The sequence below is a fragment of the Pseudomonas sp. N40(2020) genome (assembly GCF_014472415.1).
GTDB lineage: Bacteria > Pseudomonadota > Gammaproteobacteria > Pseudomonadales > Pseudomonadaceae > Aquipseudomonas.
Genome location: NZ_JACSZV010000008.1, coordinates 27364 through 54141, shown reverse-complemented (window position 1 = coordinate 54141; position 26778 = coordinate 27364). Strand labels below are relative to the sequence as shown.

Annotated in this window: 24 protein-coding genes; 13 read left to right on the top strand and 11 right to left on the bottom strand. The window is 60.0% G+C overall.

Going from position 1 to position 26778, the window contains the following annotated elements:
• Nucleotides 1–3 precede the first annotated feature (3 nt).
• The 9 genes from murD (at nt 4) to lpxC (ending at nt 10467) form a co-directional block, all read left to right on the top strand.
• Nucleotides 4–1350: a UDP-N-acetylmuramoyl-L-alanine--D-glutamate ligase gene (gene murD, locus IAI51_RS08150; protein WP_187678000.1), complete on the top strand. Its 1347-nt coding sequence runs from the start codon at nt 4–6 to the stop codon at nt 1348–1350.
• Nucleotides 1347–2564 (top strand): putative lipid II flippase FtsW, encoded by a 1218-nt coding sequence (gene ftsW / locus IAI51_RS08145; protein ID WP_370872556.1) that lies wholly within the window; start codon nt 1347–1349, stop codon nt 2562–2564. Before murD ends, ftsW begins: the two co-directional genes overlap by 4 nt.
• Nucleotides 2554–3624, top strand: coding sequence for an undecaprenyldiphospho-muramoylpentapeptide beta-N-acetylglucosaminyltransferase (murG, locus tag IAI51_RS08140; protein ID WP_187677999.1), 1071 nt, complete (start codon nt 2554–2556; stop codon nt 3622–3624). The genes ftsW and murG overlap by 11 nt, the downstream gene beginning before the upstream one ends.
• On the top strand, nt 3617–5077 hold the full coding sequence (murC, locus tag IAI51_RS08135) for a UDP-N-acetylmuramate--L-alanine ligase (RefSeq protein ID WP_187677998.1): 1461 nt from the start codon (nt 3617–3619) through the stop codon (nt 5075–5077). The genes murG and murC overlap by 8 nt, the downstream gene beginning before the upstream one ends.
• The gene (locus IAI51_RS08130) at nt 5074–6033 is read left to right on the top strand and encodes a D-alanine--D-alanine ligase (RefSeq protein ID WP_187677997.1); all 960 of its coding nucleotides are present in this window, start codon (nt 5074–5076) and stop codon (nt 6031–6033) included. Before murC ends, IAI51_RS08130 begins: the two co-directional genes overlap by 4 nt.
• Nucleotides 6034–6037: 4 nt before the next feature.
• Nucleotides 6038–6904: a cell division protein FtsQ/DivIB gene (locus tag IAI51_RS08125; protein WP_187677996.1), complete on the top strand. Its 867-nt coding sequence runs from the start codon at nt 6038–6040 to the stop codon at nt 6902–6904.
• Nucleotides 6905–6919: 15 nt separating this feature from the next.
• The gene (gene ftsA, locus IAI51_RS08120; protein WP_187677995.1) at nt 6920–8179 is read left to right on the top strand and encodes a cell division protein FtsA; all 1260 of its coding nucleotides are present in this window, start codon (nt 6920–6922) and stop codon (nt 8177–8179) included.
• A gap of 67 nt (nt 8180–8246) precedes the next feature.
• Nucleotides 8247–9443 (top strand): cell division protein FtsZ, encoded by a 1197-nt coding sequence (gene ftsZ, locus IAI51_RS08115; RefSeq protein ID WP_187677994.1) that lies wholly within the window; start codon nt 8247–8249, stop codon nt 9441–9443.
• A 112-nt stretch (nt 9444–9555) separates the two neighbouring features.
• Nucleotides 9556–10467, top strand: coding sequence for a UDP-3-O-acyl-N-acetylglucosamine deacetylase (gene lpxC, locus IAI51_RS08110; protein WP_007916984.1), 912 nt, complete (start codon nt 9556–9558; stop codon nt 10465–10467).
• 100 nt (nt 10468–10567) lie between these two features.
• On the opposite strand, the gene IAI51_RS08105 is transcribed toward lpxC, so the two are convergent.
• The 7 genes from IAI51_RS08105 to IAI51_RS08075 form a co-directional block, all read right to left on the bottom strand.
• Entirely contained in the window at nt 10568–12076 is a 1509-nt protein-coding gene (locus tag IAI51_RS08105; protein WP_187677993.1) for a sensor domain-containing diguanylate cyclase, read from the bottom strand.
• Between the two features lie 91 nt (nt 12077–12167).
• Nucleotides 12168–13484 (bottom strand): OprD family porin, encoded by a 1317-nt coding sequence (locus IAI51_RS08100; RefSeq protein ID WP_187677992.1) that lies wholly within the window; start codon nt 13482–13484, stop codon nt 12168–12170.
• Nucleotides 13485–13677: 193 nt separating this feature from the next.
• Nucleotides 13678–13899 (bottom strand): hypothetical protein, encoded by a 222-nt coding sequence (locus IAI51_RS08095; protein WP_187677991.1) that lies wholly within the window; start codon nt 13897–13899, stop codon nt 13678–13680.
• A 321-nt stretch (nt 13900–14220) separates the two neighbouring features.
• Nucleotides 14221–15585 (bottom strand): heavy metal sensor histidine kinase, encoded by a 1365-nt coding sequence (locus IAI51_RS08090; RefSeq protein WP_187677990.1) that lies wholly within the window; start codon nt 15583–15585, stop codon nt 14221–14223.
• Nucleotides 15575–16252: a heavy metal response regulator transcription factor gene (locus tag IAI51_RS08085; RefSeq protein ID WP_007916978.1), complete on the bottom strand. Its 678-nt coding sequence runs from the start codon at nt 16250–16252 to the stop codon at nt 15575–15577. The genes IAI51_RS08090 and IAI51_RS08085 overlap by 11 nt, the downstream gene beginning before the upstream one ends.
• An 8-nt stretch (nt 16253–16260) precedes the next feature.
• Nucleotides 16261–19362, bottom strand: coding sequence for a multidrug efflux RND transporter permease subunit (locus IAI51_RS08080; protein WP_187677989.1), 3102 nt, complete (start codon nt 19360–19362; stop codon nt 16261–16263).
• On the bottom strand, nt 19359–20519 hold the full coding sequence (locus IAI51_RS08075) for an efflux RND transporter periplasmic adaptor subunit (protein WP_187677988.1): 1161 nt from the start codon (nt 20517–20519) through the stop codon (nt 19359–19361). The genes IAI51_RS08080 and IAI51_RS08075 overlap by 4 nt, the downstream gene beginning before the upstream one ends.
• An 880-nt stretch (nt 20520–21399) precedes the next feature.
• Between IAI51_RS08075 and IAI51_RS08070 the strand changes: the two genes are divergently transcribed.
• The 4 genes from IAI51_RS08070 to IAI51_RS08055 all read left to right on the top strand — a co-directional run bounded on the left by IAI51_RS08070 (nt 21400) and on the right by IAI51_RS08055 (nt 23966).
• Nucleotides 21400–21759 carry a DUF6124 family protein gene (locus IAI51_RS08070; RefSeq protein WP_187677987.1) on the top strand — a complete coding sequence of 120 codons (360 nt, stop codon included), beginning with the start codon at nt 21400–21402 and terminating at the stop codon, nt 21757–21759.
• 286 nt (nt 21760–22045) lie between these two features.
• Nucleotides 22046–22351 (top strand): type 1 fimbrial protein, encoded by a 306-nt coding sequence (locus tag IAI51_RS08065; protein ID WP_187677986.1) that lies wholly within the window; start codon nt 22046–22048, stop codon nt 22349–22351.
• A 111-nt stretch (nt 22352–22462) separates the two neighbouring features.
• The gene (locus tag IAI51_RS08060) at nt 22463–22702 is read left to right on the top strand and encodes a hypothetical protein (RefSeq protein ID WP_187677985.1); all 240 of its coding nucleotides are present in this window, start codon (nt 22463–22465) and stop codon (nt 22700–22702) included.
• Nucleotides 22703–22820: 118 nt separating this feature from the next.
• On the top strand, nt 22821–23966 hold the full coding sequence (locus IAI51_RS08055; protein ID WP_187677984.1) for a transporter substrate-binding domain-containing protein: 1146 nt from the start codon (nt 22821–22823) through the stop codon (nt 23964–23966).
• A gap of 84 nt (nt 23967–24050) precedes the next feature.
• Here the strand turns inward: IAI51_RS08055 and IAI51_RS08050 are convergent, their stop codons facing one another.
• From IAI51_RS08050 to IAI51_RS08035, 4 genes are all read right to left on the bottom strand, one after another.
• Entirely contained in the window at nt 24051–24800 is a 750-nt protein-coding gene (locus IAI51_RS08050) for a YkgJ family cysteine cluster protein (RefSeq protein ID WP_187677983.1), read from the bottom strand.
• 83 nt (nt 24801–24883) lie between these two features.
• Nucleotides 24884–25210 (bottom strand): hypothetical protein, encoded by a 327-nt coding sequence (locus tag IAI51_RS08045; protein ID WP_187677982.1) that lies wholly within the window; start codon nt 25208–25210, stop codon nt 24884–24886.
• A gap of 73 nt (nt 25211–25283) precedes the next feature.
• Nucleotides 25284–25742: a GNAT family N-acetyltransferase gene (locus IAI51_RS08040; RefSeq protein WP_187678077.1), complete on the bottom strand. Its 459-nt coding sequence runs from the start codon at nt 25740–25742 to the stop codon at nt 25284–25286.
• Between the two features lie 27 nt (nt 25743–25769).
• Nucleotides 25770–26672 (bottom strand): chemotaxis protein CheV, encoded by a 903-nt coding sequence (locus IAI51_RS08035; RefSeq protein WP_187677981.1) that lies wholly within the window; start codon nt 26670–26672, stop codon nt 25770–25772.
• Between the last annotated feature and the right edge of the window lie 106 nt (nt 26673–26778).

Genomic DNA, 26778 nt, shown 5'->3' with positions numbered 1-26778 from the left:
CGAGTGTCTCTGATCGCTTCTGACCACTTCCGCATCGTTGTCGGCCTCGGCAAGAGCGGCATGTCCCTGGTTCGCTTCCTGGCGAACCGGGGCACGTCGTTTGCTGTGGCTGACACGCGGGAAAATCCACCGGAACTGGCCACGCTCAAGCGTGACTATCCGCACGTGGAAGTGCGTTGTGGCGAGCTGGACGTCGAATTCCTGTGCCGTGCCGACGAGCTCTACGTGAGCCCCGGTCTGGCGCTGGCGACCCCTGCCCTGCAAGCCGCCGCGGCCCGTGGCGTGAAACTGTCCGGTGACATCGAGCTGTTCGCGCGTAACGCGCAGGCGCCGATCGTGGCCATCAGCGGTTCCAACGCGAAAAGCACCGTCACCACGCTGGTTGGCGAGATGGCGGCTGCGGCCGGCAAGCGCGTGGCGGTGGGCGGCAACCTCGGTACGCCGGCGCTGGATCTGCTCAGTGACGATGTCGAGCTGTACGTGATGGAACTGTCGAGCTTCCAGCTGGAAACCACTGATCAGCTCAACGCCGAAGTAGCGACCGTGCTGAACATCAGCGAAGACCACATGGATCGCTACAGCGGGCTGCCGGCTTATCACTTGGCCAAGCACCGGATCTTCCGTGGCGCGAAGCAGTTCGTGGTCAACCGTCAGGATGCGCTGACCCGTCCGCTGATGGGTGAGGGCCAGCCGTGCTGGACCTTCGGCCTGAGCAAACCTGATTTCAAGGCATTCGGTATCCGTGAAGAAGACGGCGAGAAGTATCTGGCTTTCGAATTCCAGAACCTGATGCCGGTGCGCGAATTGAAGATTCGTGGCGCCCACAACCAGTCCAACGCCTTGGCGGCGCTGGCGCTCGGCCATGCGGTCGGTCTGCCATTCGACGCCATGCTTTCGGCCCTGCGCACATTCGCCGGCCTCGAACATCGCTGCCAGTGGGTGCGTGATCTGGACGGCGTCGCTTATTACAACGACTCCAAAGCCACCAACGTTGGCGCCGCACTGGCGGCCATCGAAGGCCTGGGTGCGGACATCGACGGCAAGGTCATTCTGATCGCCGGCGGTGACGGCAAGGGCGCCGAGTTCAATGATCTGCGTGATCCGGTGGCGGCCAACTGCCGCGCCGTGATCCTGATGGGCCGCGACTCGGACAAGATCGGTGACGCCATCGGCGATGCCGTGCCACTGATTCGCGCCACCTCGCTGGTTGAAGCCGTTGAGCAATGTCGCGCCGCCGCGCAAGCGGGCGATGTGGTGCTGTTGTCGCCGGCCTGCGCCAGTTTCGACATGTTCAAGAATTACGAAGACCGTGGTCACCAGTTCGTCCGCGCCGTGGAGGAACTGGCATGAGCCTGCTCAACATCATCAAGCCGTATCCGTCGCCGATCATCACCGGGCGCGGGATCGACCTCGACTTCCCGATGCTTGCCGGTTGCCTGGCATTGTTGGGGCTGGGCCTGATCATGATCGCCTCGGCATCGACCGAAGTCGCGGCGGCGCAGTCGGGCAGTCCGCTGTATTACATGATCCGTCACCTTATTTATGTGGTGCTGGGGCTGGGCGCGTGCATCGTCACCATGATGATTCCGATCGCCACCTGGCAGCGCCTCGGCTGGTTGATGCTGCTGGGTGCCTTTGGCTTGCTGGTAATGGTGATCATCCCGGGCATTGGCCGAGAGGTGAATGGTTCGATGCGCTGGATCGGTTTCAGCTTCTTCAACGTTCAGCCATCCGAAATCGCCAAAGTGTTCGTGGTGATCTACCTCGCCGGTTACCTGGTGCGGCGCCAGAAAGAAGTGCGCGAAAGCTGGATGGGCTTCTTCAAGCCATTCATCGTGCTGCTGCCGATGGCCGGACTGTTGCTGATGGAGCCGGACTTCGGTGCCACCGTCGTCATGATGGGCGCTGCGGCGGCGATGCTGTTCCTCGGCGGGGTCGGCTTGTTCCGCTTCTCGCTGATGGTGGTGCTGGCGGTCGGGGCCGTGGTCTTGCTGATTCAAATGCAGCCTTACCGGATGGCGCGTCTGACCAACTTCGCCGACCCGTGGGCCGACCAGTTCGGTGCCGGTTACCAGTTGTCGCAAGCCTTGATCGCGTTCGGTCGCGGTGAGTGGCTGGGCGTGGGTCTGGGCAACAGCGTGCAGAAGCAGTTCTACCTGCCGGAAGCACACACCGACTTCGTGTTCTCAGTGCTGGCCGAAGAGCTCGGCGCGGTGGGTTCGCTGTGCACCGTGGCGCTGTTCGTGTTCGTGTGTATTCGCGGCATGTACATCGGCTTGTGGGCCGAGAAAGCCAAACAGTTTTTTGCCGCTTATGTGGCTTACGGCTTGTCGTTCCTGTGGATCGGTCAGTTCCTGATCAACATCGGTGTGAACGTCGGCCTGCTGCCAACCAAAGGTCTGACCTTGCCGTTCCTCAGTTACGGCGGCAGTTCGTTGGTGATTTGCTGTGCCTGTCTCGGCTTGTTGCTGAGGATCGAGTGGGAGAGTCGAACCCACCTGGGCAGTGAAGAGATGGAATTCCATGAGAGCGACTTCGCCGAGGAGCCGAATCATGGGCGCTAACGTATTGATCATGGCCGGCGGAACCGGCGGCCACGTGTTCCCGGCGCTGGCCTGTGCCCGCGAGTTTCAGGCGCGCGGCTACACCGTGCACTGGCTCGGCACGCCACGCGGGATCGAGAACGAACTGGTCCCGGCCGCTGGGCTGGAACTGCATCGCATCAACGCCAGCGGGTTGCGCGGCAAGGGCAAGCTGTCGCTGCTCAAGGCGCCGTTCATGCTGCTCAAATCGGTGTGGCAGGCGCGTGCGATCATTCGTCGGCTGCGTCCGGTGTGTGTGGTTGGCTTCGGTGGTTATGTGACTGGCCCCGGTGGCCTCGCCGCGAAACTGGCCGGTGTGCCGGTGATTGTTCACGAGCAGAACGCTGTCGCCGGCACCGCCAATCGGTTGCTGGTGCCGTTCGCCGCCCGGGTGTGTGAAGCATTCCCCGACACCTTTACTCTGTCGGACAGCCGCCGTACCACCGGAAACCCGGTGCGCAGCGAGCTGTTCCTCGACACATCGCGACCTGCTCTGGCCGGTCGCAAAGCGCGTTTGCTGATCCTTGGCGGAAGCCTGGGCGCAGAACCGTTGAACAAGTTGCTGCCTGAAGCCCTGGCCCAAGTCGCTGCCGATTTGCGTCCTGAGGTGTTTCATCAGGCCGGCAAAAACCACGATGAAGTGACTGCAGAGCGCTACCGCGCCGCCGGCGTGGACGCGCAGGTGCAGCCGTTCATCAAAGACATGGCCCAGGCCTATGGCTGGGCTGACCTGGTGGTGTGCCGCGCAGGCGCGTTGACCATCAGTGAGCTGGCTGCTGCCGGTCTGCCCTCGATGCTGGTGCCTTTGCCCCACGCGATCGACGATCACCAGACCCGCAACGCCGATTATTTGGCCCGTGAAGGCGCTGCCTTCCTGATGCCGCAAAGAACGACTGGTGCCGCGGACCTTGCCGCGCGCCTGACAGAGGTCTTGATGCAACCGCAACGACTCGAAGAAATGGCCCAAGCGGCCCGCCGTCTGGCGAAACCCGATGCCACCCGTAGCGTGGTCGATACCTGTCTGGAGGTGGCCCATGGTTGAGAATCAGAAAGCCATGCCGCAACCGGAAATGCGCCGCATCCGTCGCATCCACTTCGTCGGCATCGGTGGCGTGGGCATGTGCGGCATCGCTGAAGTGTTGTTGAACCTGGGCTATGAAGTGTCCGGTTCCGACCTGAAAGCATCGCCGGTGACTGAGCGCCTGGAATCTTTCGGCGCGAAGATCTATATCGGCCACCGCGCCGAGAACGCCGCTGCTGCCGATGTGCTGGTGGTGTCGAGCGCCGTCAACACGTCCAACCCGGAAGTCGCGACCGCGCTGGAGCGCCGCATCCCGGTGGTGCCGCGTGCCGAAATGCTGGCTGAGCTGATGCGTTATCGCCACGGCATCGCCGTCGCCGGTACCCACGGCAAAACCACTACTACCAGTCTGATCGCTTCGGTGTTCGCTGCCGGTGGCCTCGATCCGACGTTCGTCATCGGTGGTCGTCTGAATGCCGCGGGCACCAATGCCCAGCTCGGCACCAGCCGTTACCTGATCGCCGAAGCCGACGAGAGCGACGCGAGCTTCCTGCATCTGCAACCGCTGGTTGCAGTAGTGACCAACATCGACGCTGACCACATGGCGACCTACGACGGTGACTTCAACAAACTGAAGAAAACCTTCGTCGAGTTCCTGCACAACCTGCCGTTCTACGGTTTGGCGGTGATGTGCCTGGACGATCTAGTGGTGCGCGAAATCCTGCCGCTGGTCAAACGTCCGACCGTGACTTACGGCTTCAGCGAAGACGCCGACGTGCGCGCAATCAATGTGCGCCAGCAAGGCATGCAGACGTTCTTCACCGTACTGCGTCCTGACCGCGAGCCGCTGGAAGTGTCGGTGAACATGCCCGGCAACCACAACGTGCTCAACTCTCTGGCGACCATCTGCATCGCCACCGACGAAGGCGTCAGTGATGAAGCCATCGTTCAGGGCCTGTCCGGGTTCCAGGGTGTCGGTCGACGCTTCCAGGTCTACGGCGAACTGCCGGTGGACGGCGGCCACGTGATGCTGGTCGACGACTACGGTCACCACCCGACCGAAGTCGCCGCCGTGATCAAAGCCGTGCGCGGTGGCTGGCCGGAGCGCCGTCTGGTGATGGTTTACCAGCCGCACCGTTACAGCCGCACCCGCGATCTGTACGACGACTTCGTCAATGTACTGGCCGACGCCAACGTGCTGCTGCTGATGGAAGTCTATCCGGCCGGCGAAGAACCGATCCCGGGCGCCGACAGCCGCAAGCTGTGCAACAGCATCCGTCAGCGCGGTCAGCTCGATCCGATCTACATCGAGCGTGGCGTCGATCTGGCGCCGCTGGTCAAGCCTCTGCTGCGTGCCGGCGACATTCTGCTGTGCCAGGGCGCCGGTGATATCGGCGGTCTCGCACCGAAACTGTTGAAAAGTGAGTTGTTCGCTGGCGCCGTGGCGGCGTCGGTCGAGGGGAAGTTGAAATGACTGCTGCCTACGCCAACCTGTTCTCCACCATCGCACCGAAAGACTTCGGTCGTGTCGCCGTGCTTTTCGGTGGCCTGAGTGCCGAGCGTGAGGTTTCGTTGAAATCCGGTAACGCCGTGCTCGAGGCGCTGCAAAGCGCTGGCGTGGACGCGTTCGGCATCGACGTCGGCGCAGACTTTCTGCAGCGTCTGCTCAGCGAAAAAATCGACCGCGCCTTCATCATTCTCCACGGTCGCGGCGGCGAAGACGGCTCCATGCAGGGCCTGCTCGAATGCGCGGGCATCCCGTACACCGGCAGCGGCATCCTCGCTTCGGCACTGGCAATGGACAAACTGCGCACCAAGCAGGTCTGGCACAGCCTCGGGATTCCGACGCCGCGTCACGCCGTGCTGTGCAGCGAAGCCGATTGTATTTCGGCAGCGACGGAACTGGGCTTCCCTTTGATCGTCAAACCGGCGCATGAAGGTTCAAGTATCGGGATGGCCAAAGTGAGTTCTGCGTCCGAGTTGATCGACGCATGGAAAGCGGCCAGTACCTACGATTCGCAAGTCTTGGTTGAGCAATGGATTCAAGGTCCGGAGTTCACCATCGCCACCCTGCGTGACCAGGTGTTGCCTCCAATCGCCCTGGGTACACCGCACACGTTCTACGACTACGACGCCAAGTACATCGCCAACGATACCCAGTACCGCATTCCGTGCGGGCTGGATGCCGCCAAGGAACAGGAACTCATGGATCTCACGGCCAAGGCCTGTGAGGCGCTGGGTATCGCCGGTTGGGGCAGGGCGGACGTGATGCAGGACGCCGACGGGCAGTTCTGGTTCCTGGAAGTGAACACCGCACCGGGCATGACCGATCACAGTCTGGTGCCGATGGCGGCCCGTGCCGCCGGTCTGGATTTCCAGCAACTGGTTCTGGCCATTCTGGCCGCCAGTGTTGAAGACGCTAGAGGTTAAGACGATGCAAGGCGCTCAGCTCAGACATCAGCCACCCGCACCCGGCCGCAAGCCGGTGCCGCGGGGTGCCAGCCGAATGGTGGCCAAAGAGCCGATGTCCGCGCGCCTGCCGAAAGCCAACTTCGGTTTTCTGAAAAGCCTGTTCTGGCCGGTGCTGCTGGTCGCGCTCGGGTTCGGTACTTACGAAGGCGCGCAGCGTTTGCTGCCTTACGCCGACCGGCCGATCACCAAGATCGCCGTGCAGGGCGACCTGAGCTACATCAGCCAGCAAGCGGTGCAGCAGCGAATCGCGCCTTTTGTGGCGGCGAGCTTCTTCACCATCGATCTGGCGAGCATGCGCAAGGAACTTGAGCAAATGCCCTGGATCGCCCACGCCGAAGTGCGTCGGGTGTGGCCGGATCAAGTGGTGATTCGCCTCGAAGAGCAACTGCCGGTGGCGCGTTGGGGTGACGAGTCTTTGCTGAACAACCAGGGCCAGGCGTTTACGCCCAGGGAACTGGCGAACTACGAACACCTGCCACAGCTGTTCGGCCCCCAACGGGCCCAGCAGCAAGTGATGCAGCAGTACCAGGTGCTGAGCCAGATGTTGCGCCCGCTGGGCTTCTCGATTGCACGCCTGGAATTGCGTGAACGCGGGAGCTGGTTCCTGACCACCGGTGCCGGCAGTTCCGGCCCCGGCATCGAGTTGCTGCTGGGACGCGGCAACCTGGTGGAAAAGATGCGCCGCTTCATCGCCATCTATGACAAGACGCTCAAAGAACAGATTACGAACATTGCGCGCATCGATCTGCGCTACGCCAACGGCCTCGCTGTTGGCTGGCGGGAACCAGTAGCGCCGACGACAGCCCAACCCGCTGTCGCAAAGAATTAAGAAGAGGCAGGACCCATGGCAAACGTGCAAAGCGGCAAAATGATCGTCGGTCTGGATATCGGCACCTCCAAGGTGGTGGCGCTGGTAGGCGAGGTCTCGGACGACGGCACGCTGGAAATCGTCGGTATCGGTACACATCCGTCCCGCGGCCTGAAAAAAGGCGTGGTGGTGAATATCGAGTCCACCGTGCAATCGATCCAGCGCGCGATCGAAGAAGCCCAACTGATGGCGGGCTGCCGCATTCACTCGGCGTTCGTCGGCGTGGCGGGTAATCACATCCGCAGCCTGAACTCCCACGGCATCGTCGCGATTCGTGATCGCGAAGTCAGCTCGGCTGACCTTGAGCGTGTTCTCGACGCTGCCCAGGCAGTGGCGATCCCGGCTGACCAGCGCGTGCTGCACACCCTGCCGCAGGATTACGTGATCGATAACCAGGAAGGCGTTCGCGAACCTCTGGGCATGTCCGGCGTACGTCTGGAAGCCAAGGTTCACGTGGTCACCTGCGCCGTCAACGCCGCACAGAACATTGAAAAATGCGTGCGTCGCTGTGGCCTGGAAATCGACGACATCATTCTTGAGCAACTGGCTTCGGCCTACTCGGTCCTGACCGACGACGAGAAAGAACTGGGCGTGTGCCTGGTCGACATCGGCGGCGGCACCACCGACATCGCGATCTTCACCGAAGGCGCGATCCGCCACACCGCGGTGATCCCGATTGCCGGTGACCAAGTGACCAACGACATCGCCATGGCGTTGCGCACTCCGACCCAGTACGCCGAAGAGATCAAAATCCGTTACGCCTGCGCCCTGGCCAAACTGGCCGGTGCCGGCGAAACCATCAAGGTGCCGAGCGTTGGCGATCGTCCACCGCGCGAACTGTCGCGTCAGGCCCTGGCCGAAGTGGTCGAGCCGCGTTATGACGAACTGTTCACCCTGATCCAGGCCGAACTGCGTCGCAGCGGTTACGAAGACCTGATCCCGGCCGGCATCGTCCTGACCGGCGGTACGTCGAAGATGGAAGGCGCCACTGAGCTGGCCGAAGAAATCTTCCACATGCCGGTACGCCTCGGTGTTCCGCACGGCGTGAAAGGCCTGGATGACGTGGTGCGCAACCCGATTTATTCCACTGGCGTTGGCTTGTTGATGTACGGCCTGCAAAAGCAGTCCGACGGAGTTTCGTTCTCCGGCATCGGCAGCCGCGACAGCTACAGCAGCGACGAGCCACAGGCCCCGCTGCTGGACCGATTGAAGAAGTGGGTTCAAGGCAACTTCTAAAGCTTTACCGCAACACCGCAACAAAACGCAGTAGGCGAAAAAACTAGAGAATGTAAGGAGAGGGAAAATGTTCGAACTCGTAGACAACATCCCCGCAAGCCCGGTAATCAAAGTTATCGGTGTTGGCGGTGGCGGCGGCAACGCTGTCAATCACATGGTCAAGAGCAACATCGAAGGCGTCGAATTCATCTGCGCCAACACTGATGCTCAAGCGCTGAAAAACATCGGCGCGCGTACCATCCTGCAACTGGGCACCGGCGTGACCAAAGGTCTCGGCGCTGGCGCCAACCCTGAAGTAGGTCGTCAGGCCGCTCTCGAAGACCGTGAGCGCATTGCCGAAGTCCTGCAGGGCACCAACATGGTGTTCATCACCACTGGCATGGGCGGCGGTACCGGTACCGGTGCTGCACCGATCATCGCCGAAGTGGCCAAGGAAATGGGCATCCTGACCGTTGCGGTCGTGACCCGTCCGTTCCCGTTCGAAGGCCGCAAGCGTATGCAGATCGCCGACGAAGGCATCCGCATGCTGTCCGAAAGCGTCGACTCGTTGATCACCATTCCTAACGAGAAGCTGCTGACCATCCTCGGCAAAGACGCCAGCCTCTTGTCGGCTTTCGCCAAGGCTGACGATGTACTGGCCGGTGCCGTTCGCGGTATCTCCGACATCATCAAGCGTCCGGGCATGATCAACGTCGACTTCGCCGACGTACGTACCGTGATGAGCGAAATGGGCATGGCGATGATGGGCACTGGCTGCGCCAGCGGTCCGAACCGTGCACGTGAAGCCACCGAAGCGGCCATTCGTAACCCGCTGCTGGAAGACGTGAACCTGCAAGGCGCACGCGGCATCCTGGTGAACATCACCGCCGGTCCTGACCTGTCCCTGGGTGAGTACTCCGACGTGGGTAGCATCATCGAAGCCTTCGCTTCCGAGCACGCCATGGTCAAGGTCGGTACCGTTATCGATCCGGACATGCGCGACGAACTGCACGTGACTGTGGTTGCCACCGGTCTGGGCGCGAAAATCGAGAAGCCTGTGAAGGTTATCGACAACACCGTTCACACTTCGATGGCTGCCTCTCAGGTGCAACAACCGGCTCCGTCCCGTCAGGAAGCGCCGGCGGTGAACTACCGTGATCTGGACCGTCCTACCGTCATGCGCAACCAGGCTCAGGCCGGTGCTGCGGCTGCCGCGAAGATGAATCCGCAAGATGATCTGGACTACCTGGACATCCCGGCATTCCTGCGTCGTCAGGCCGATTGATGGAATGTATCAGGGCTATGAAGGTGATTGGTGTTCAGCAAAGGCTCGGTCTGCTATTATCGCCAGCCTTTGTTGATACCAGTTCGCAATTTGCGCTGAAGCGGCCCAAGCCATGATTAAACAACGCACACTGAAAAATATTATCCGTGCCACAGGTGTAGGCCTGCACTCCGGTGAGAAGGTCTATCTGACCCTCAAGCCTGCGCCTGTCGACACTGGCATTGTGTTTTGTCGCGCTGACCTCGACCCTGTGGTGCAGATTCCTGCCCGCGCGGAAAACGTCGGTGAAACCACTATGTCGACGACGCTGATCAACGGCGACGTCAAAGTGGACACGGTAGAGCACTTGCTCTCGGCCATGGCTGGCCTGGGCATCGATAACGCCTACGTCGAGCTCTCCGCGTCCGAAGTCCCGATCATGGATGGCAGCGCTGGACCCTTCGTATTCCTGATTCAATCGGCTGGCCTGGAAGAACAGGACGCCGCCAAGAAATTCATCCGCATCCTGCGTGAAGTGACAGTGGAAGACGGCGACAAGCGCGCCACTTTCGTCCCTTTCGAAGGGTTCAAGGTGAGCTTCGAGATCGATTTCGATCACCCGGTATTCCGGGACCGCACCCAAAGTGCAAGCGTGGATTTTTCCAGCACTTCGTTCGTAAAAGAAGTCAGCCGCGCCCGTACTTTCGGTTTCATGAGTGACATCGAGTACCTGCGCAAGCACAACCTCGCACTCGGCGGCAGCGTTGAAAACGCAATCGTGGTCGATGCCGATGGCGTACTGAACGAAGACGGCCTTCGCTATGAAGACGAATTCGTGAAGCACAAGATCCTCGATGCCATTGGCGATCTGTACCTGCTGGGCAATAGCCTGATTGGTGAGTTCAAAGGCTTCAAGTCCGGTCATGCACTGAACAACCAGCTGCTGCGCAAGTTGATTGAGCAGACAGACGCTTGGGAAGTGGTGACGTTCGAAGACGCCAGCACCGCACCAATCTCTTACATGCGCCCTGTTGCGGCCGTGTAAGTAAAAAACCTCTCTAGTTTTTTGAAGGCCGTCCTCGGATGGCCTTTTTTTATGCCTGTTGTTTTTGTATTGCTGACTTGGCGCCTTCGCCGCAGAACTTTCAGGAAGCAACCACCACCCGATTGCGGCCACTCTCCTTGGCCTGATACAACGCCTTGTCCGCCGCAAACAACAACTGCTCCAGCGTCATCTCACTGGCCGCTGTCCAGACACAAATACCGATACTCACCGTCATCGGCACCTGCGCTCCGTTGCGCCACGGCAATTGCTCCACCGCCTGACGAATATGCTCGGCAATCTGCTGCGCGCCCGCGCTGTCGGTCTCGGCCAGAATCACCGAAAACTCTTCGCCGCCATAGCGCGCCACCAGATCCGCCGGTCGTCGCACACTCGCCGTGATCACCTTGGCCAACTCGCGCAACGCCTGATCGCCAGCCTGATGCCCATGGAGGTCATTGAAAGCCTTGAAGTGGTCGGCATCGATCATCATCACCGACAGCGGCTTGCCCGAACGTTGGGCGCGGAACCACTCGTGGCGCAGCGCCTGATCGAGCATCCGCCGGTTGGCTACCCCGGTCAGCGCGTCGGTGGCCGCCAGTTGCGCCAGCTCGCGCTCGGCCCTGTGGCGCAAGCGCAGTTCCCGGGCCAGCAGCCACGTCAGCCATAGCAGACCGAGGCACAGTATGCCGGTGGCACCGCTGATCAGTAACGCCGTGCGCCGCCAAGTGCCGAAGACTTCATCGCCGGACAGTGCGACGATCACCGTCAACGGCAAATTGCCGACTCGCGAATAGGTATAGAGCCGCTGTTGGAAATCGATGCTCGAAACGCTGTTGAAACTGCCATTGCCGGTTGGGTCGCGCAGGATCCGCACCACATTGGGCCGATTGCCGAAGCTTTTGCCGATGGAGTCGCTTTGCAGGTGCGGCTTCTGCGCCAGCAATACACCGTCGTTGTCGATGATGTTCAGCGTGCTGTTGTGGCCAATGTCGAGGCTGTTGAACAACTGGTCGAAGTAATCGAGCTTCAACGAAGCCACGGCCACGCCGACGAATTCCCCGGTTTCAGAGGAAATGCGTCGGCTGAAGCTGATGCGCCATTGATTGGCTTCATCGCAGTCGCAACGGGTCTTGAACGGGCGGCTGATAAACATGCCAGTGTCGCGGTTGAACGCATGGGCAAGGAAGTAATCGCGGTCGGCGAAGTTGCCGGGTTTGGGTTCGACGCGCGAAGAATCGGCAACCACATCGCCATGCTTGTCGAGCAACAGAATGTCGCCCTTGTAGCGGGCGGTGGTCGAACGGTCGAACAACGCCAGATGGCGGATCTGCGGCGTGACGTCGCGCAAGTCATCACGTTGCGAGGCGGCGATCAGGCCTTGCAGCGTCAGGTCGTACAACTCGACGGTGCGCAGCACGTCGGCATCGATCAACTGAGCGATGGTCTTGGCACTGCGGGTGGCCGACTCCTGAGCGTTGGCGTGCTCACGAATCAATAGAAAAGTGACGATGCAGATAATCGCGATCACGGTCAGCGAGCTGCCACAAATCAGCAGCAGTTCGGAGCGTCCGGTTTTGCCCGAAGCGTGTGGGGTGCGGCTCGCGATCATGATGGGGTTGTCGGTTGGGAAGTTATATAAGCGTAGTTGCAGACACAAAAAGGCCAGCCTTCAGGCTGGCCTTTTTACTGTAGCGCCGATCTTAGAAGACGTTGATCGGGTAGTCGATGATTACGCGGTATTCATCTGTGTCTGAATCAATCGCGCCGTACCCGTTACCTCCACGGTTAGTGGCCCATTGCAGGCGCACTGCCAGATCTTTGGCCTCGCCACTTTGCACCACGTACTTGAGGTCGATGTCGCGTTCCCAGTGCTTGGCGTTGCGTCCATCGGCGCTGTACCAGTTTGAGTAGCCCTCGCTGTCCGGGTCCACTTTGGTCAGGTCAACCGTACCGCGCGAGTAGGACACCGCCGACGTCAGCCCCGGCACGCCGACACCGGCAAAGTCGTAGGCGTACTTGAGCTTCCACGAACGCTCGTTGGGGCCGTTGAAATCCGAGTACTGCTGGGAGTTGTCGAGGTAAACGCTGTCGCCCTGGCTGATGTAGTCGAACGGCGTATTGCCGTTGACCCGCTGATACGCGGCAGTGACGCTGTGGCTGCCGATGCCGACGGTGAAATGCAGGCTGTAGGTGTTGTTGTCGATGTCGCCGAGCAGCGCATCGCCGGTGTCTTGGGTGTGATAGAAGTGCAGGCCCGGGTTGAGGCTGACCAGATCGTTCACTTGCCAGGTGTAATCCAGATCGTAGTAGTACTGGTTCCAGATGTCCTTCAGTTCCGAGGCGTAGAGGCTGCTGGTCAGGCCTTCGACGCCGCTCCAGGCCACACCGGCCCAGTTCAGGTGCCGGCTGTCATCGCCATCGGCCAATGTCCCGTACGAGGTGCCGATTCGTGTGTGACCGCTCTGGTTGTAAGGCTTGGTGAAACTGGCCTGGCCGCCTTCAATCAACCAGCCATCGAAGCTGTGGTTGGTCAGGCTGACGCCACGAAACGTCTGCGGCAGCATGCGGCTGTCACCGCCGGCAATCACCGGGTTGGTAAGGAATAGATCTCCGGCCTTCAGTTCAGTGTCGAACGCACGCATTTTCAAGGTGCCGCCCGCTGTCGAGAACGACCCCGGCGCTTTACCGTTGCCATCGCTGATCGGCAGGATGCTGGAGCCGTCCGTGCCGCCACCGCCATCCAGTTTCAGCCCGAGCATGGCGTGGGCATCCATGCCGAAACCGACCGTGCCTTCGGTGTAACCCGACTGGAAGATGCCGAGAAAGCCCTGGCCCCACTCGATGTTGTCGTCCGCCTTCTGCAGGCGGTTGCGATTCATGTAGTAGTTGCGGGCGTTGAGGTTGAGGCTCGAGCCTTCGACGAAACCTTCTGGCGCGGGTTCGTCGGCGTGAACGGCGGGGGCAATCGTTGCGGCAATTGCAATGAACAGCGGCGTGTAACGGACTGGGTAACGCACGTGCGGTAAAGCTCCTTGGGTCAACGGCACCTCAATGTCTTGAGGCGCTAGATGTTTCTTGTTGTAAAAGACGCACCAAACAGCTTTCAGACCACAACGAAAAAAGGCCGCTGAAAGGCAGCGGCCTGGAATGACGACGGTTGAACGGGAAGAGCCAAACAACCGCGTCGAGGGAAACGGTGCGGTGCGCGACTCAGCTGTCTTTCTCGGACGCTTGAGCCTGGGCGGCAGCAGCTTGAGGCGCCTGCGTCGCGTCTTTGGCCTTGGCCATCATTTCTGCCTGATGCTGATCGTACGCCTGGGCACGTGCGCTGTTTTGCGCGACGAACGCTTGGGATTCTTCAGCCATCGCCATGGGCGACAGGATCAATGAGGACAAAACGAAAGCGCTGGCAATACCCATACTGTTGGACATCTTGAAAACCTTCTTGCTTGGCAAGTGCTGTTTGGTGCGGGCAAAGATAAGGTTGCCGGGCGGTGGGAAACAGCGTGATTTTCATAAATGACTGTTGCGCAGGAGGTAAAAGTCGAGCCTTGCGTTGGTGCCAAGAGCTTACCCCCTCACCCCAACCCTCCCGAAACGTCGGACCGCCCCCAAGGGGGCGAGGGGGAAAGGGAGCCGATCGGGGGCTTTTCAGAAACTGAGTTCGACTGGATATTTCAGGTCGGCGTACTTCGAAAGAGCACCACGGTCAGTCCCCTCTACCTCTGGGAGAGGGTTAGGGTGAGGGGCTTTTCAGACCGGCAAATAAATCCCGAAGGTATTCATCCCCCGATCACTCCTCACAAACACATCCCCGCCATGCATCAGCGCAATCGCTTTCACGATCGCCAGCCCCAGCCCATGGTTGTTCCCACTGTTGCTGCGCGAAGCATCGACCCGATAAAAGCGCTCGAACAACCGTGGCAAATGCTCGCTGGCAATCGGCGAACCGGGGTTGGCTACACCAATGCTGACCTGATGCGCTTCCACCTCGATCCGCACCTCGATCACCTGACCCGCTTCAGTGTGCTGCACTGCGTTACTCAGCAGATTGATCAACGCCCGTCGCAAATGCGCGACCTCGATCTGCACCTGTGCATCGCCGCTGACCTGCACCTGAACCTGCGCGTCTTCGAGGATGAAATCCAGGTATTCAAGAGTCGTTGCCACCTCATCGGCCAACGACGTCGAAGTCAGTTTGGTGGCCTTGTTGCCCTGATCGGCACTGGCCAGAAACAGCATATCGTTGATGATCGAACGCAGCCGCTCCAACTCTTCGAGATTGGATTGCAGCACTTCGAAGTAGTGCTCGGCCGAACGTCCGCGCGTCAGTGCTACCTGCGTCTGGCCAATCAGATTGGTTAGCGGCGAGCGCAGCTCATGGGCCACATCGGCGTTGAACGATTCCAGCCGCGAGTAAGCCTGTTCAACCCGTTCCAGCGTCGAGTTGAACGAGTCGACAAACTGCTCAAGTTCCGGTGGCAATGGCGAAAGACGCAAGCGCCCGGCCCGCAGCGGCGGTGCCAGGCGTTGCGCCTCATGGGACAGTTTGATCAGCGGTTTGAGGCCGATCCGCGCCACCCAATAGCCCAGTGCCGAGGCCATCAGCACACCGGCAATGGCCAGGCCGATCAAGGCGATCAGCAGGTTGTGCTGGGTCTCATGAAAGGTCTCGGTATTGATGCCGATCATAAAGCGCAGGGGCGGGCGCTGATCCTTGGCCGGCAACTCGGTCAGCAGCACCTTCAACGGGTAAGGCTGGCCGGGTAACTTCAAGTCATGCATGCCCGTCGGGCCTTTGGCGAAGGCGCGGATCTCGGCATTCGGCTCGCCGAACTCATAACCCGGATTGCCGCTCACCACCCAGAAACGAATGCGTTTGTCTTCTTCGCTCAGCAGCTTGAGCTTGGCGTTGATCTTCACCCAATGCTCGGGCGTACCAAAACGGTTGAGGGCCGACTCGAGCACGCTGTAACGCGCGTCCAGTTCGGCTTCCGGCAACAGGCCCAAACCCTTGTCGACCTGCTGATACAGCGCGCCGCCGATCAACAGAAACACCACCAACGCCACCAGCGTGAACATCCCGCTCAGGCGCAGGGCAATAGAATTACTGGACACCGCGGCTCTCCAGCACATAACCCATGCCACGGATGGTGTGCAGCAGTTTCTCGTCGAACGGCCCGTCGAGCTTGGCCCGCAGGCGTTTGATCGCGACTTCGACGACATTGGCGTCGCTGTCGAAATTGATGTCCCAGACCATCTCGGCAATCGCGGTTTTCGACAGGATCTCGCCCTGACGGCGGGCCAGAACACTAAGCAAGGAAAACTCTTTGGCCGTCAAATCCAGCCGCGTGCCGGCACGGGTAGCCTTGCGGCTGATCAAATCTATCCACAGGTCGGCGATGCTCACTTGCACCGGTTCATGGCCACCGCTGCGTCGTGTCAGCGCTTGCAGGCGCGCGACCAGTTCAAGGAAGGAAAACGGTTTGCCGAGGTAATCGTCGGCGCCATCGCGCAGGCCCTTGATGCGGTCTTCAACGCGTTCGCGGGCGGTGAGCATGATCACCGGGGTTTGCTTGCGCGCACGCAATGCGCGCAACACGCCAAAGCCGTCGAGGCCCGGCAGCATGACGTCGAGGACGATCACCGCATAGTCGCTTTCCAGCGCCAGGTGCAGGCCCTCGACGCCGTCGCGGGCCAGATCCACGGTGTAACCCTGTTCCGTCAGACCGCGGTGCAGATAATCCGCGGTTTTTTCCTCGTCTTCGATAATCAGAACGCGCATGACCCGCCTCAGTCTGTGGTCGCCAGTGCCGGTAAAGGCATGGGTTTGGGCCGATGAAATAGCCGCTCAAGCCACAAGTATATGACCGGCGTGGTAAACAGCGTCAGCATCTGGCTCACCAACAAACCGCCCACCACGGCGATCCCCAGCGGCTGGCGCAGTTCGGCGCCGGTGCCGTAGCCGAGCATCAGCGGCAGCGCGCCGAGCAGGGCGGCGAGGGTGGTCATGATGATCGGCCGGAACCGCGTGATGCACGCCTCGAAAATCGCTTCCTGCGGCGTCAGCCCACGGTTGCGTTGGGCTTCGAGGGCGAAGTCGATCATCAGGATGCCGTTCTTCTTGACGATGCCGATCAGCAACACCAGGCCGATCAGCGCCATGATCGAAAAGTCCTGGCCGCAGATCCACAACATGATCACCGCTCCCAGGCCCGCCGCCGGCAGCGTCGAAATGATCGTCAGCGGATGCACGAAGCTCTCGTAGAGCACACCGAGAATGATGTACACCGCCACCAACGCCGCGAGAATCAGCCAAGGCTGACTGGCCAGCGAACTCTGGAACGCCTGCGCTGCACCCTGGAAATTTCCGCTGATCGCGGTCGGCATTCCGATCTCGGCCTTGGCCTGGTTGAGCAGAATCACCGCATCGCCCAACGCTACGCCGGGGGCGAGGTTGAACGACAGGTTGGCGGCCGGGAACATGCCGTCATGGGCAATCGACAACGGGCCGATGGTCGGCGCGTCGAACCTGGCCAGCGCTGACAGCGGCACCATCTCGCCACTCAGCGGCGAGCGCAGGTAGAAATAGTTGAGGCTTTCGGCCTTGCCGCGCTGCTTGGTATCCAGTTCCAGGATCACGTTGTACTGGTTGACCTGAGTCTGGAATTCATTGACTTGCCGTTGGCCGAAGGCGTCGTACAGCGCTTCATCGACGTCACTCGCAGTCAGGCCGAAACGCGCAGCGGCGCTGCGGTCGATGCTGATGTGAGTGATGCTGCCGCCCAGTTGCAGATCGTTGGAAATATCGCGAAACGCCGGGATGCTGCGCAGTTTTTCCGTCAGGCGCTGGGTCCAGGTGGCGAGGGTCGCGCCGTCGTTGCTCTTGAGTACGTATTGATACTGCGCACGACTCGGGCCGGAGCTGAGGTTGATGTCCTGGCCGGCGCGCAGATAAAGCACGATGCCAGGGACTTTCATCAGTTGTGGGCGAATTCGGTCGATGAACTGGCTGGCCGACACATCACGGTCACCACGTTTTTTCAGGGCGATCCAGAAGCGACCGTTGGCAATGGTCTGGTTACTCCCGGACACACCCACCGAGTGGGAAAACGCCTGCACGGCCGGATCGGCGGCGACGATTTCGGCCATGGCCAGGTGTTTTTTCACCATGTCGCCGTAGGAAATATCTGCAGCGGCTTCGGTGGTGCCGAGGACAAAACCGGTGTCCTGTATCGGGAAGAACCCCTTGGGGATAAAGATGTAACCGGCGACGGCCAAAGCGAGGGACAAGCCAAACACGCCGATCATCAATTTCTGATGGGCGAGGGCGCGGCGCAGGCCTTTTTCGTACCAGCCGAGCAAGCGTTCGCTGAACCCCGGTTTATCGCTGGCGTGGTGCACCGGTTTGCGCATGAACAACGCTGCCAGCGTGGGTGCCAGCGTCAGCGAAACCACCACGGAAATCATGATGGTCGAGGTTGCCGTCAGGGCGAATTCCTTGAACAACCGCCCGACCACGCCGCCCATAAACAGCAACGGAATAAACGCCGCCACCAGCGAGAAACTGATCGAGACCACAGTGAAGCCGATCTCGCCGGCGCCTTTTATCGCGGCCTCGCGCATGTCGTCGCCGGCCTCCAGATGCCGGTGGATGTTCTCCACCACCACAATCGCATCGTCGACCACAAACCCCACGGCCACCACGATCGCCACCAGCGTCAGGTTGTTGAGGCTGAAGCCGAGGATGTACATCAACGCGAAACTGGCGACCAGCGACACACCGAGCACTGCGGAGACAATCAACGTCGCCGATAGCTGACGCAGAAACAGCGCCATCACCGCTACCACCAGCAGGATCGCGATCAGCAGCGTGATCTCGACCTCATGCAGCGAGGCGCGGATGGTCTGCGTGCGGTCGATCAGGGTTTTCACCTGCACCGACGCTGGCAGCATGGCTTCCAGGCCGGGCAGGGCGGCTTGAATGCGGTCGACGGTTTCGACGATGTTGGCGCCCGGTTGGCGCGAGATCACTAGGTTCACCCCCGGTCGATCACCGGCCCAGGCTTGCACGTAGGCATCTTCCGAACCGTTGACGACTTTGGCGACATCACGCAGGTGAACCGGGGCACCATACTTGTAGGAAACGATGAGCTGGCTGTAATCCTCGGGGTGAAACAACTGATCGTTGGTCGACAGCGTGGAAATACTGGATTCGCCGTATAGCGCACCCTTGGCCAGATTGAGGCTGGTTTGTTGGATCGCCAGGCGAATGTCGGCGAGGGTCAGGCCAATGGCCGCGAGTTTGTCCGCCGAGGCCTGCACCCGGATCGCCGGACGTTGCTGACCGGTGATGTTGATTTGGCCTACACCGTCGATCTGACTGATCTGACGGGCCAGCAGGGTTTCCACCAGGTCACTGAGTTCGGTGCCGGGCATTTGCGTCGAGCTGATACTGAGGATCAGCACCGGGCTGTCAGCCGGGTTGACCTTCTTCCAGGTCGGCAGCGTCGGCATGTCCTTGGGCAATTTGCCGGCGGCGGTGTTGATCGCCGCTTGTACTTCCTGGGCGGCGGTGTCGATGCTCTTGTCGAGGCTGAATTGCAGGGTCAGCAGGGTTGAGCCCAAGGCACTGCTGGAGGTCATCTGGGTCATGCCGGGGATGGCGCTGAATTGCACCTCCAACGGCGTGGCCACGGACGAGGCCATGGTGTCGGGGCTGGCGCCGGGTAACTGCGCGGAGACCTGAATCGTAGGAAATTCCGCTTCCGGCAGTGGGGCAATTGGTAAACGCGGGAAGGCAATGATGCCGACCAGCACCAAGGCGATGGTCAGCAGAATTGTCGCTACCGGGTGATCAATGCACCACGTCGAAACCCCTGTGTGTTCCTTCATGGTTTCGGCTCCGCTTGCACCACCTGCGGCGGCTCGGTCATGACCTGCACAGTTGAACCGGGTTTGAGCCGCGACTGGCCGTCGGTGACCAGCACGTCACCGGCCTTCACGCCTTTGATGATGTCCTGGCCGCTGCCCTGATAAACCATCTGCACTTGCACGGCTTCGACCTTGTCGCCGTTCACGCGATAGACGAAGTGTTGATCGAGGCCCCGTTGTACGACGGTGGGCGGGACGACCAGCGCATCTTTCTCCAGAGCCGTCTGAATTTTTACCGTCACCAGCAGGCCTGGCCAGAGTTTCTGGCTGGCGTTGTCGAATTCGGCCTTGGCGCGGATGGTGCCGGTGTTGGCGTTGATCTGGTTGTCGATCAGGGTCAGATGACCTTCGCCGAGCAGGTTGCCGGTTTCGCCGTCGGTGTCGGCACCTATGTAAGCTTTGACCTGCGCGTGTTGCGGGTCGTTGATCAGGCCTTGCAGGGTCGGCAGCATTTGCTGGGGCAGGGAGAATTCCACGGCGATCGGGTCGATCTGGGTCACGGTGAACAGGCCCTGGGTGTCGGTCATGCGCAGGAAGTTGCCTTCGTCGACTGTACGAATCCCGACGCGGCCGGTGACCGGGGAGCGAATCTGCGTGTAGGAAAGTTGTACCTGCGCGGCGTCGATCGAGGCCTGGTTGCCCTGGGCGGTGGCTTTGAGCTGGTTGACCAACGCTTGTTGCTGGTCGTAGGTCTGTTTGGAGACGCCGTCGTCGACGCTGAGCAGTTTGTAGCGTTTGAGGTTGACCAGGGCGACTTGCAGTTGGGCCTGGCTTTCGCCCAGTTGCGCGCGGGTCTGGTCGAGGCTGGCGCGGATTGAGCGGTCGTCGATGGTGGCGAGCAGGTCGCCGGTTTTGACCAGTTGGCCTTCTTTGACGAGGATTTTGGTGAGGGTGCCGTCGATCTGCGGGCGTACGACCACGCTGTGTAATGAAAGGACCGAGCCGATGCCGCTGGTGTAGCGGGGGACGTCTTTTTCGCTGACGGTTATGACTCGTACCGGGATGGCGGTTGGGGTGGCGAGTTTGGTCGGGGCCGGTTTGATTGCAAACCATAGGCCCATGGCTGCCAGGGCGATGAGCAGGGTGGCTAGCAGGGCTTTGTGTTTTTGGATTCGCATGCTTTGGGGCGCCAAGGGTATGGAGTTTGGGCAGGTTGGGTATTTATAAACTTGTTTGGGGGTCAGGAGGGTGACGGCTAGCTGTCAGCGCTGTCAGTTTTCTGGGTGTATATCCGTTGCTGCGGGTGTTGCTGATTAGGGTTCCGCCCTTACGGCGGGTCACTTTGGCAAACGCCCCAAAGTAACCAAAGGGCTTTACCCTGACGTTCGGCCCTCGCTGTGGCTCGGGTTCCTTCGCTGCGGGATTGATCCGGGCGCATCGCCTCCGGTTTGCTGCGCTGCACCTCCTCTCGATGTGTTCGACTTCGTCGAACGGTCGCTGCGCTCCCACCCCCGGATCAATCCCTCCGCTCAGCCTTCCGACGGGCGCTTTAAGATCAAAAGCGGTACTCGAGCTAACGCTCATTGTGTTGAGTGGGGCGGCATGCGCCGCGTGAGGGTTGTACCTTTCTCATCTGTAGGAGCTGCCGCAGGCTGCGATCTTTTGATCTGGCTTTTGCTTTCTGTGGGAGCTGGCTTGCCAGCGATGAGGCCCACACAGTCACCCGATTACTTTGCTGTGTTTAGAGGTGTATGAAATCACCAGAACCTTCCCACAAGGTTTTCAGGTTGTCCGTCGGACGTGCGCTCTCTAGTCTTTGGCTGTCGCTGACAACTCAGCGATCGGGAGGTGAGATCCCCGATTTGGCACCCAAGACAACTGCCCCCATAATCGCGGCCAGCTAGTGCTGTCAGCATTTTTTATGGCGGCTATGTGCGGGCAGACTTCGGTCTGGCCGGGTTTGGGTGGTTCTCCGGTGATCTCACTCCGTACATAGCTGCCACCTCTTCTTCGAGTGAGATCGGGATTAAGTGGCTCCAACGCTTAAGGAATCATTCGATGGATAAATTAATTCCGGATCCACCAGAAACATCCACCCCCCTCGCCGACGCCATCCGCGCCGAAGACCGCATCAAAAACCACGACGCCATAAAACGCGCCCTCGATTTCTACCTTTGTCCCGAACCCTCGAAACCACGAAGACCCAGCACCATGTTCATGGTCTGTCCCAACATCGACACCGAAAGTCTGCTCGCCCACGCCTGTGAGTCGTTGGCGTCCGCCAGTGCGGCGACCAGTAATTTCGCCAATGAGTTAATCGGTTTACAGCGCAACACGGCGCTCGGCATCCAGCAAATCATCATGCTCGCCGAGCTTGCAGTTAACCGGGCGCTGGATAGGGTTGATCCGCAGACCTGAGTCCGCGTTATCGTTCTTCGCGAGCAGGCTGGCTTCCACGGGAGTACGCATTCCAATTGTGGGAGTGAGCCTGCTCGCGAAGACGGCTGAAATGACACAACATCACTAACCTGTGAACCAACATGCAAACTCACCACTGAACAGTCCCAAAAAAGGACTGATCATTCCCAAATCAGGACTCTTCTGCGCTGCCCCTACTAAGCTCCTCAAGATCCGCCCCCAGCAGCGGATACAAGTGTATAGCCCAGTCGTTTCACCGCGTGGGTCTCTACGGGAGTGTCCTGCCATGAAGCTAATAACCGTCATTTTCAGTGTGTTTGTTCTGTCTCCGCTCACTGTCTCGGCCGCCCCTCAAACCACCTCCGGTGAAATCCGCTTTATCGGGCAGATCGTCGATTCCGCCTGTGAAGTAGGGCGAGCCGGCACGTTGAGCTCCAGCGAGTCTCGCCAGATCGAACTCAAGCCCGGTCTGAAGCTCGACGTCGACACTTACCGCAACGCGTGCAGCCATGACGCGCTGCCAATGACCATGACCTTTGAGCCGTTGAAGACCTCGACCGATAAAGGCATCGTCACCATCACGTACCTGTAAACCGTTCGGCGTACGCTGCAAATCTTCAGGTGCTCACCTGTGGCGCGCAGGTATACTGCGCGCCTTCGCGGCTCACTTACCGGGCGCGACCTTTTGTTTTGCGGAGCTTTCATGACTTCCCCGATCCAACCGCCGGTTGACGACGCCGTGAGCGATGTCCCGGCTGAACTGGCCGACGCCAGCGAATCCAAAGCCGAGATCCCGGCGTTCAAGTTCCCGTTCAAACCGGGCGAACTGGCCGCTGCCAAAGACTCGAACCAGCCGTGGTACAAGAACGGCGCTAAGAACGGTCACACCAAGACCCCGGGCATGGCCCCGCCGGGTACCCGTCGTTCGATGGGCAAGCGCTGAGTTTCTCTCTCAGAAAGAGACTATTCCCACACGGATAAGCGATCCGTCTTCTGGGAATTCCGATGACCTCTCGTCGAAGATTCATGCCCTCGTGAATGCTTTGATGAAGGTCATCTCAATGTCTCTGGCAAAAATCATATCCATCTTGTCGGTGTTAGCCCTGACCAGCGGCTGCGTGTCCTCAGCGGTTGAACCGACGATTCGTTTCGGCGTTGAGCCCCTTGTTCCTCCATTTGAAAGCCGAAACGATAAAGGTGAGCTGGTCGGGCTGAACATCGAACTGGGCAATGCGTTGTGCGCGGAGTTGCAAAAGCGCTGCGTCTGGGTCGATCAGGATTACGCGACCAACATCGCGGCACTTGAGGACAATCGCTTTGATGTGATCATGCCGATGACCGCCACGGCGGCGCGTCGTGAGCGAATTGACTTCACTGACAATCTCTACCCGCTGAGCAGCCAATTGGTCGCGCGCAAGGGTTCCAACCTGCAACCGGATGTCCGGTCCCTCGAAGGTAAACGTATCGGCGTGCTGGCCGGCACCAGCCGTGAAGCGTTCGCCAAGGAACGATGGGCGCCGTCTGGCGTGACGGTGCGCAGTTTTCAGTTCAACGACCAGTTGATCGCCAGCCTGCTGACCGGCGAGATAGATGCCACTCTACAAGACTCCATCGAAATCACTGAGGCCCTGCTGCGGCATTCCCGAGGTGCGGCATTTGAATTCGCTGGTCCACCGCTGAAAGATCCGATGCTGGGCACCGGCGTGGCCATGGCTGTGCGCAAAACCGACAGTAAACTGCGCGATGACCTGAACGCCGCCCTTGAACGTCTGAAGTTCAATGGTGTGTACCAAGTGATTACCGAAGGATACCTTCCGCCCGTCGTTGAAGAGTCACTTCGTTATCAGCCCAATGCCGAAGGGTTTCCGTTCTCTGATTCGGTCAGGATTGGAGACACGATCTACTTATCCGGCGTGCTGGGGCTCAATGACAAAGGCGAGCTGACTAAAGGGAGCATTCGCCCGCAGATGACTCAAGTGATGGAGAACCTGCGTAGCGCTTTGCACAGCAGCGGTTCATCGCTGTATCACGTCGCCAAATGCACGGTGATTCTGACTGACGTCAAGGATTTTGCCGGCATGAACGAGGTGTATCGCGGTTATTTCCCGGCTGACCGCTTACCGGCGCGCACTACATTCGCCGGCAAACAACTGGTGGTGCCGGGCGCAAAAGTGGAGCTTGAGTGCCTGGCGGTGGCTCGACGCTGAGTCATCGAAGCTTCATCCATCGACCGTCTCGTCTCTGGGCACTGGCGGTTGATGGCTAAATGCCGGTGATTCGCAGCTTCTGGATCAAGCCACCCGCAGAGAAATAAACGCATACGTCTGCGCCGGCTCCGTCACCACTTGCGCCCCGGCCGCAAGTACCTGCCCGGCGACATCATCGCCAGACAAATGAAACAGCCATTCACTCGATGCTTCGCTCAGTGGCTGCGCACTCACCTGATCAATCACCGCTGCAAAAGCGTCCATATTCGGCAGATACGCCGTGAACCCGTCGCCCTTGAGCGCGGTGGTACGAATCCCCAATGCGGCACAAATCGCATCCTTTAGCCGAATGTCATCGCGATCCGCCTGCCTTGAGCGCTGAATCAGTTTGATCAGTTCCTGATCAACCAATTCGCCACCGACGATCAGCGCCGGCCCCTGTTCCCATGACTCTGGCGGGCAATCCTTGGCTGCAGGGTTGAGCGGGATATGCGGATTGATTTCCGCCGGATAAATTCGACACACCAGAGGCCGACGCTCGTAGATGCGACATAGCTTGTCTTCGTCAAGATTCCGACAAGGGCCGACGTTGTACGCGGCAAAGGTGATCGCCACGTGCACGTCCGATGCGCCGCTGCGTACCAGCGCCGAACGCCGCTCGGCGTGTTCACGTTGCTGCGCCGGCAAGCCCAGACCGTTGCCGAGAAAAGCCTCTGCCAGCACGATGACCTGGCCGCCGTCCGCCGCCCACATGCGGGCTTCGGCCAGGGTCAGGGGGACATGATGGTCAGTGCAGCATTTGCCGCAACCTACGCAGGAAAACGTCGTAGTCATTGAGCGATCAATCTTCAATCAGGGTGTGAATCGGCGGCAGAAAATCGCCGTGCAGACCCGGATCGAAGCAAGTTATGCGCCATTCACTGGGCTTTGGCGGTTGGTCGGATCGAGTCCCACTCGGTGACGAACGCGGTTTTCGACTTTTTGTTGTACAGGCACAGTTCGGTGCCTTGCTGGCCTTTCATGTGTTTTTGCGGGTATTGGCCTTGCAGCAACACGGCGGTGTAGCCGACGCGGTCGTCGAATTGTGCGGGGGTGCCGACGGGTTTGGCGTTTTTCAGGCCGCTGGCTTTGGTGCAACTGGCGAGCACGGTTTTGTCGTAGGCGGCCCAGGCGTCAGGGCTGGAAGCGTGGGCCTGGGAGGCGAGGGCGGTGAGGCAGAGCAGGCTTGCGGTAATGGCTTTCATGGTTGGGGCATCCTTGTAATGACCAAGGTTGGAGTATGCCTGAGGGCTGGAAGTTGCTGGCGATGGCGGTTTATCAGGCGGGAACACGTTCCCGGCGAACCACATACATCCCGGCACTTTCATACAACCGCTGCGCCCGAACGTTATCTTCCAGCACCTTCAAATCAACAAATCCTTCGCGCCGCTGCTGAAAAGTTTTGAATGCATTCAACAGCAGCGCCCGACCCAAACCTCGGCCATGAGCGCGCGGATGCACCACCAGATTCTTGATATATGAACTGGTCCAGCACTGCACCACACCGACTACGCCCTCGGCATCAAGAGCAATGAAACACAGCGCCGGGTCATACTCCGGATCGCTTTCAAAGCGCCGTTGCCAGGTGTCGAGATCTGGCACTCGCCCCCCACCTTCCCGGTGACCGAGTTGCATCAGGTGATGCACCGCCAAAGCCAACTCCGGCCGGTAAGTGCTGATCTCAACACCCTCCGGCCAGACCATTTCCGGCACGTCTGCTTGCAGATCGCGCCGCATCAAAAAGCAGTAGGTCTCGCCCAACACTCAGTGGCCGTTGGCGGCGACGTGCTTGGCCGCTTCGATCAGGCGTTGGGTCAGTTCCGGCGAGGAGAACTTGGTCAGCACCGCGTTGGCCCCGGCCAGTCGGGCTTTTTCGCTGTTCATCGCGCTGTCGAGCGAGGTGTGCAGCAGCACGTAAAGGTGAGCGAAGTCCGGGGTTTCACGCAGGGTGCGGGTGAAGGCGTAGCCGTCCATCTCGGACATTTCGATGTCGGAGACGATCAGGTTGATCTGTTGCGCCGTGCCTTGCAGGTCGAGCAGGCAGTCGATGGCTTCCTTGGCGCTACGCGCGGTGTGGCATTGCAGGCCCAGGTTGCGCAGGGTGTGCACCGATTGCTGCAGCGCCACCTGGCTGTCGTCGACCACCAGAATCCGCGCGTTGCCGAGTACATCGGCGTCTTCCATGGACAGGTCGGTCGGCGCCATTTCGATCTGCGCCGGGGCAATGCTGTGGATGACTTTTTCGATGTCCAGCACTTGCACCAGTGTGCCGTCCACTGAGGTCACGCCAGTGATGTAGGCCCGCGAGCCGCCGGAACCGAACGGCGGTGGCTTGATGTCGGTGGTCAGGCAATGGACGATCTTGCTCACCGCCTGGACGTGCAGACCCTGCTTCGAACGGCTGACGTCGGTGACGATCAGGCAGCCGCCGTTTGGGTCTTCCAGTGGACGCTCGCCGATGGCGCGGCTGAGGTCGATCACCGACAACGAGGCGCCGCGCAGGGTCGCAATGCCTTTAACGTGCGGGTGCGACTCCGGCATTTTGGTCAGCGGCGGGCAGGGGATGATTTCACTGACTTTCAGCAGGTTGATCGCCATCAGCTTGCCGCTGCGCAAGGTAAACAGCAGAAGCGAAAGTGAGTCTGCGCGGGCTTTGGTGGAAGACATATAAACCTTCTGTGGAAAAGGTGGTGGGCGAGGGTGCAAATCGCCAGAAACTATTGATGCCGGGTTATCGGCGTTTATGGGGTGGGCTTTAGGTCAGTTGTCGGGT